The 8,260-nt window shown below is 73.6% G+C and carries 2 protein-coding genes; both read left to right on the forward strand.

Going from position 1 to position 8,260, the window contains the following annotated elements:
• Positions 1-3,975 (forward strand): amino acid adenylation domain-containing protein (locus E0F75_RS39540; RefSeq protein WP_374115523.1); only part of this gene is annotated, 3,975 nt, incomplete at its 5' end.
• Positions 3,972-8,260, forward strand: a 4,289-nt coding sequence (locus E0F75_RS39545) for a non-ribosomal peptide synthetase (RefSeq protein WP_229315883.1), incomplete at its 3' end; no start/stop codon positions are given. The genes E0F75_RS39540 and E0F75_RS39545, both read left to right, overlap by 4 nt.

Genomic DNA, 8,260 nt, shown 5'->3' on the forward strand with positions numbered 1-8,260 from the left:
CTGGATGAGGGGCTGCGTCCGGTCGTTCCGGGGGTGGTGGGGGAGTTGTACGTCGCGGGCAGTCATCTGGCCCGGGGTTATGTGGGTCGGTCGGCGTTGAGTGCTGAGCGGTTCGTCGCGGATCCGTTCGGTCCGGCTGGTGAGCGGATGTATCGGACGGGTGACCTGGCGCGGTGGAACGAGTTCGGTGAGGGGGTCTTCGGGGGGCGGGCGGACCAGCAGGTGAAGCTGCGTGGTTGCCGGATCGAGCTCGGTGAGATCGAGACCGTGCTCCTGGCCCATGACTCGGTGGCGCAGGCCGCGGTGATCGTGCGGGAGGACCGGCCCGGCGACAAGCGCCTCGTCGCCTACCTCGTCCCCGCGCCGGGAACCCGTATCGACACCGACGGCCTGCGACGCCACAGCCTGCGGCGGCTCGCCGAGTACATGGTCCCCTCCGCCTTCGTCGAGCTCGACGTCCTTCCCCTGACCGCCAACGGCAAGCTCGACCGCCGTTCCCTGCCCGCGCCCAGGCTCGGCACCGGGCCCGGCGGCCGGCAGGGCCGTACCCCCGTCGAGGAGGTGCTCTGCGGGCTGTTCGCCGACGCGCTCGGGCTGCCCGCCGTCTCCATCGACGACGACTTCTTCCGGCTCGGCGGACACTCCCTGCTCGGTACGCGGCTGGTCAGCCGCATCCGGCACACGCTGGGGGCGCAGGTGTCCGTACGCGACCTCTTCCGCTGCCCCTCCGTCGCCGGACTTGCCGAGTTCCTCGCCGACCCCGGAGCCGACGGGCAGGGCCGGCTGCCGGCCCTCGTGGCGGGCGAGCGGCCCGAGCGGGTGCCGCTGTCCGCCGCCCAGCGGAGGCTCTGGTTCCTGGCCCAGATGGAGGGCGCGTCGGCCACGTACAACATCCCCCTCGCCGTACGCCTCACCGGCGTCCTCGACGCCGACGCGCTGCGGCTCGCCCTGGCCGACGTCGTCGGGCGGCACGAGGCGCTGCGCACGGTCTTCCCCGCCGAGCAGGGCACGCCCCACCAGGTGGTGGTGCCGGCCGCCGGGGCGCACCTCGACCTGCCGGTCATCCCGGCGACGCGCGACGCACTGCCCGCGGTACTGCGCGACCTGTCCGCCACGACCTTCGACCTGGCCCGCGAACTGCCCGTCCGCGCCGACCTGGTGCGGATCGCGGACGACGAGCACGTGCTGCTCCTCGTGACCCACCACATCGCCTCCGACGGCTGGTCCAACACACCCCTCATGCGGGACCTCGGTGCCGCCTACACGGCCCGCGTCGAGGGCGCGGCGCCCGAGTGGGAGCCGCTGCCCGTCCAGTACGCCGACTACGCCCTCTGGCAGCAGGCCCTGCTCGCCGCCGACGAGGAACGGCAGCTCGACCACTGGCGCAAGGCGCTCGACCGGCTCCCGGAGGAGGTGACGCTGCCCGCCGACCGGGCGCGGCCGGCCACCGCCTCGTACCGGGGAGCCTCCCTCACCGTCCAGTGCCCCGCGGACCTGCACACCGCCCTCACCCGGCTGGCCCGCGAGAACGGCACGACGCTCTTCATGGTGGCGCAGGCTGCCACCGCGGTCCTCCTGTCGCGTTCCGGCGCCGGCGCGGACATCCCGCTCGGCTCTCCGGTCGCCGGACGGACCGACGAGGCCCTCGACGACCTGGTCGGCTTCTTCGTGAACACGCTGGTGCTGCGCACCGACGTCAGCGGCAACCCGACCTTCCGTGAGCTCCTGGAGCGGGTCCGGGCCACCGACCTGGCCGCCTGGGCGCACCAGGACGTGCCCTTCGACCGGCTCGTGGAGACCCTCAACCCCGAGCGCTCCGCCGCCCGTCACCCGCTCTTCCAGGTCATGCTCTCGGTCACCGACGCGGCCGGTCCGGTGCCCGAACTCCCCGGTCTGCGAGCCGAGTCGGAGTTCACGGCGCTCGACATCGCCAAGTTCGACCTCACGTTCACCTTCCGCGAGCACCGGGCGGCCGACGGCGGCCCGGCCGGCCTGGGCATCACCGTCGAGTACGCCACCGACCTCTACGAGGCGGCCAGTGTCTCGGCCGTCACCGCACGGCTGGTCCGGCTCCTCGAAGCGGCGGCCGGCGCCCCCGACGTCCCGATCGGAGACCTCGATGTCCTGGCCGCCGACGAACGCGCCCAGCTCCTCGACACCTGGCACGGCACCGCGCGGTCCCGTCCCGCCGCCTCGCTGCCGCAGCTGTTCGCCGCGCAGGTCACCCGTACACCGGACGCCGTCGCCGTCACGCTCGGCGGCGAGCGGCTGACCTACGCGGACCTCGACCGGCGCGCCAACCGGCTGGCCCACCGGCTGATCGCCGAGGGCGTCCGGCCCGGATCGCGCGTGATCCTCTTCCTGGAACGCTCCCTGGAAGCCGTCGTGGCGATCCTCGCCGTGGTGAAGGCGGGCGGGGTGTACGTACCGCTGGACACCCGCTACCCGGCGGACCGCATCGAGCTGATCGTCCGGATGTCCGGCGGGACCCTGTTCCTCACCGACCGTGACCTCGTGGACCTCGAACTCCCCTCGGGCGCACGCAGCATGAAGATCGATCAGTCGGTCTCCGCGGACCTGCCCGACACCGCCCCCGAGGTCGACGTCCACCCCGAGCAGCTCGCCTACGCGATGTTCACCTCGGGCTCGACCGGTGTGCCGAAGGGCGTCGCCGTCACCCACCGCAACATCACCGAGCTGGCCGCCGACACCCGGTTCACGGGCGACGCCCACCGCCGTGTGCTGCTGCACTCGCCGCTCGCCTTCGACGCGACGACGTACGAGCTGTGGGCGCCCCTGCTGTCCGGCGGCACCCTCGTGGTGGCCCCGCCCGGCCTGCTCGACACGGCGGCGCTCGCCTCGGTCCTCGCCGCGGAGTCGATCACCGGTCTGTGGCTGACAGTGGGTCTGTTCCGGCTGGTCGCCGAGGAGGACCCGGGCGCGTTCGCGGGGCTCGGCGAGGTGTGGACGGGCGGCGACGTGGTGCCGCCGGAGGCGGTGCGCCGGGTGATGGAGGCCTGCCCGAACCTGACCGTGGTCAACGCGTACGGGCCGACGGAGACGACGACGTTCGCGACCTCCCACGAGATCCACCGGCCCTTCGACTACCAGGGCGCGCTGCCCATCGGCCGCCCCATCGACAACACCCGGCTCTACGTCCTCGACGAGCACCTCGGCCTGCTGCCCGCCGGCGTCCAGGGCGAGCTGTACATCGCGGGTACGGGACTCGCCCAGGGCTACCTCGACCGGCCGGCGCTCACCGCCGAGCGGTTCGTCGCCGACCCGTACGGACCGCCGGGCTCACGGATGTACCGGACCGGCGACCTCGTGCGCTGGTCGCGGCAGGGGGAGATCGAGTACCTGGGTCGGGCGGACCAGCAGGTGAAGCTGCGCGGCTTCCGCATCGAGCCGGGCGAGATCGAGTCGGCCCTCGTCACCCACGACTCCGTGGCACAGGCCGCCGTGATCGTCCGCGAGGACCGGCCCGGCGACAAGCGGCTCGTCGCCTACCTCGTCGGACACGGCGGCACCGCCCCGGACCCCGACCTGCTCCGCAGCCACGCCGACGGCCTCCTGCCCGACTACATGGTCCCGTCCGCGTTCGTGGTCCTGGACGCCCTGCCGCTGACCTCCAACGGCAAGCTGGACCGCCGCGCCCTGCCCGCACCCGCCGCCACGACCGCCGGCAGCGGCCGGCAGCCGCGCAACCCGCGCGAGGAAGTCCTGTGCGGGCTGTTCGCCGACGTCCTCGGCGTCCCCGCCGTCACCATCGACGACGACTTCTTCCGCCTCGGCGGACACTCCCTGCTCGCCACCCGGCTGATCAGCCGGATCCGCACCGCCCTCGGGGCCGAACTCCCGGTCCCCACCCTCTTCGAGAACCCGAACGTGGCCGCCCTGGCCGAGCGACTCGACCGCGCCGAGACCGCGCGACCCAAGCTGCGGCCGATGCGCCGGATGGGAGCCTCCCAGTGATTCCCCTGTCATACGCCCAGCAGCGCCTGTGGTTCCTCGCCCAGCTCGAGGGCCCGTCGGCGACCTACAACATCCCGCTGGCCCTCCGCCTCACCGGCACCCTCGACACCGAGGCGCTGACCCTGGCCCTCGGCGACGTGATCGCCCGGCACGAGAGCCTGCGCACCGTCTACCCGGAGCGCGACGGCACGCCGCACCAGGAGATACGCGAGGCCGTGGACGTACGGCTCGACCTGCCCGTCCTCACGGCGACGGAGGAGACCCTCGCGGACGTCCTCGCCGCCGAGTCGGCCCACGTCTTCGACCTGGCCGTCGACCTGCCGGTGGAGGCACGGCTGATCCGCCTCGCGACGGAGGACGGGCAGGGGGACGCGGACGACGAGCACGTCCTGGCCGTCGACTCGGACGTGGATCAGCACGTCCTGGCCGTAGACGCGGACGAGGACGAGCACGTCCTGCTCGTCGTCATGCACCACATCGCCTCCGACGGCTGGTCCATCGCCCCGCTGCTCCGCGACCTCGCCCACGCCTACCGGGCCCGCGTCGCCGGCCGCGCCCCCGAGCAGGACCCCCTGGAGATCCAGTACGCCGACTACACCCTCTGGCAGCACGAACTGCTCGGCGAGGCCGACGCCGAGGACAGCGTCATGGCGCGGCAGACCGCCTACTGGCGCGAGCGGCTGGCCGGACTCCCCGCCGAGGCCACCCTCCCGGCGGACCGGCCGCGCCCCGCCGTCGCCTCCTACCGCGGCGACACCCGCACCCTCCACTGCCCGCCCGCGACCCACGCGGCGCTCGTGGAGCTGGCCCGGGGGAGCGGCGCCACCCTCTTCATGGCGGCGCAGGCGGCGCTCGCGACCGTGCTTTCCGCCTCCGGCGCCGGGACCGACGTCCCCGTCGGCTCCCCGGTCGCCGGCCGCACCGACGAGGCCCTCGACGACCTCGTGGGCTTCTTCGTGAACACCCTGGTCCTGCGCACCGACGTCAGCGGAGACCCGACCTTCCGCGAGCTCCTGGAGCGCGTCCGGGCCACCGACCTGGCTGCCTGGGCGCACCAGGACCTGCCCTTCGACCGGCTCGTCGAGGCCCTCAACCCCGAGCGCACCGGCGACCGGCACCCCCTCTTCCAGGTGATGCTGACCCTGGTGCAGGCGAGCGCGACCGCAGCGGGGACCGGCGGCTCCTCGGCCGCCTCCACGGACTCCGGCACCTCCGGTGCCGACTTCCCCGGCCTCAGGACGCGCGCCGAGTACTCGCCCACCAGCACCGCCAAGTTCGACCTCACCGTCGGATTCGACGAGCACCTCACCGAAGACGGCCGCCCCGGCGGTCTCGACATCACCGCCGAGTACGCCACCGACCTGTACGACCCCGAGACCGTCGAGGCGCTGCTCGCCCGGCTCGGCCGACTGCTCGCCGAGGCCGTCGTCCACCCCGACACGCCCCTCTCCGGGCTCGACCTGCTGGACGCGGCCGAGCGCACCCTGCTCCTCGACACCTGGACGGGCCGCGCCACCCCCGTGCCGGACGCCTCCCTCGCGGCCCTCTTCACCGAGCAGGCCGTACGCACCCCGGACGCGGTGGCCCTCACCCAGGCCGGCCGCGGCTACACCTACGCCGAGGTCGACGCCCTCACCAACCGGTTCGCGCACCGCCTCGGTTCGCTCGGCGTGGGACCCGAGACCGTCGTCGCCGTCCTCATGGAACGCTCGGTCGACCTGGTCCTGTCCCTGCTCGCCATCACCAAGGCCGGCGGTGTGTACGCCCCGCTCAACGCCGTCGACCCGGCCTCCCGGCTCTCCCGCATCCTCGCCGACACCGCCGCGCCCGTCCTGCTCGTCGACCCGGCGCTCGCCGGCCACGAGATCCTCACCGAGGCGACCGGCGCACGGATCGTCCTGGTCGACGGGCTCGACCGGGACCCGGAGCTCGACGCCCACCCGGAGACCGCCCCCGAGGTCGCCACGCACCCCGACCAGTGGCTGTACGTGATGTTCACCTCGGGCTCGACGGGCGTGCCCAAGGGCGTCGCCATCACCCACCGCAACGTCGCCGAACTCGCCCTGGACCACCGCTGGACCCGGCCCGCCCACGCGCGCGTGCTCTTCCACTCCCCGCACACCTTCGACGCCACGACCTACGAACTGTGGGCGCCCTGGCTGACGGGCGGCACCGTGGCGGTCGCCCCGCCCGGCGTCCTCGACACGGCGGCGATGGCGGCGGTCCTCGCCGAGGAGTCGATCACCGGCCTGTGGCTGACCGCCGGTCTGTTCCGGCTGGTCGCCGAGGAGGACCCGGGCGCCTTCGCCGGGCTCGGGGAGGTGTGGACGGGCGGCGACGTGGTGCCGCCCGAGGCGGTGCGCCGGGTGATGGAGGCCTGCCCGAACCTGACCGTGGTCAACGGCTACGGCCCGACGGAGACCACGACGTTCGCGACCTCCCACCCGGTCCGCCGGCCCTTCGACTACGACGGCGCGCTGCCCATCGGCCGTCCCCTCGACAACACCCGTCTGTACGTCCTCGACGACCACCTCGGCCTGGTCGCACCCGGAGTCCCCGGCGAGCTGTACATCGCGGGCGCCGGCCTGGCCCGCGGCTACCTGGGCCGCCCGGCCCAGACCGCCGAACGGTTCGTCGCGGACCCGTACGGCTCCGCCGGATCGCGGATGTACCGGACCGGCGACCTGGTGCGCTGGTCGCGCGAGGGGGAGATCGAGTACCTGGGTCGGGCGGACCAGCAGGTGAAGCTGCGCGGCTTCCGGATCGAGCCCGGGGAGATCGAGTCGGCCCTCGTCGCTCATGACTCCGTGGCGCAGGCCGCGGTGATCGTCCGCGAGGACCGCCCCGGGGACAAGCGACTCGTCGCCTACGTCGTCGGCAACGGCGGCAACAGCGGTGACGGCGGCAACGGCGGTGACCTCGGCACCGCGAGCGCCGAGGTCGACACCGCCGCCCTCCGCCGGCACGCCGTCGACGCCCTGCCCGAGTACATGGTGCCGTCCGCGTTCGTCGTCCTGGACACCCTGCCGCTGACCGGCAACGGCAAGCTCGACCGCCGCGCCCTGCCGCAGCCCGTGCTGACCGGCGAGAGCGACGGACGGGCCCCGCGAAACCCCGTCGAGGAGGTGCTGTGCGGCCTCTTCGCCGACGTACTCGGCCGGGCCTCCGTCACCGTCGACGACCACTTCCTGCGCCTCGGCGGGCACTCCCTGCTCGCCACCCGGCTGGTCAGCCGGATCCGCGCCGCCCTCGGCGCGCGGATCACCGTGCGCGACATCTTCCAGCACCCGACCGTGGCCCAGCTCGCCGAGCTGGTCGCGGCGGGCAGCGGCGAGCCGGCCCGTCCCGCACTGACGGTCCAGGACAGGCCCGAACGGGTGCCGCTGTCATCGGCGCAGCAACGCCTCTGGTTCCTCGACCAGCTGGAAGGCCCGTCGGCCACCTACAACATCCCGCTGGCCGTACGGCTCACCGGCGGCCTCGACGCGGACGCCCTGCGTCTCGCCCTCAACGACGTCGTCGTACGCCACGAATCCCTGCGGACCGTCTTCCGGACCGCCGACGGCGAGGCCCACCAGCACATCCTCGCCGCTGACGGGATCGACGTACCCCTGCCGACGGCGAAGGCGACGGAGGAGGACCTCTCCGGGCTGCTCGCCGAGAAGAGCGCCGAGGTCTTCGACCTCACCGCCGAACTGCCGATCCGCGCCTCCCTGTTCGAGCTGGCGACCGAGGAGCACGTCCTCATGGTCGTCACCCACCACATCGCCTCCGACGGCTGGTCGAACGCCCCCTTCTTCGCCGACCTCGGCCGCGCCTACGAGGCCCGCGGCGCGGGCGCCGCCCCCGACTGGGCGCTGCTCCCCGTCCAGTACGCCGACTACACGCTGTGGCAGCGCGACCTCCTCGGCGCCGAGCAGCTTCCCCAACTCGACCACTGGCAGGAGGCGTTGGCCGGCCTCCCCGAGGAGGCCACGCTGCCGGCAGACCGGCCCCGGCCCGCTGTCGCCTCCTACCAGGGCGCCACCCTCACCGTGTCCTGCCCCGCCCCGGTCCACCGGGCGCTGACCGGGCTCGCACGGGAGACCGGCACCACCGCCTTCATGGTGGCCCAGGCCGCCGTGGCCACCGTGCTCTCGCGGTGTGGTGCCGGCACAGATGTCCCGATCGGTTCGCCGGTCGCGGGGCGGACGGATCAGGCTCTCGATGATCTCGTGGGCTTCTTCGTCAATACGTTGGTTCTGCGTACGGATGTGGGTGGTGATCCCACCTTCCGTGAGGTGTT

Origin of the sequence: Streptomyces sp. CB02980 (genome assembly GCF_014451325.2) — a bacterium.
Lineage (GTDB): Bacteria > Actinomycetota > Actinomycetes > Streptomycetales > Streptomycetaceae > Streptomyces.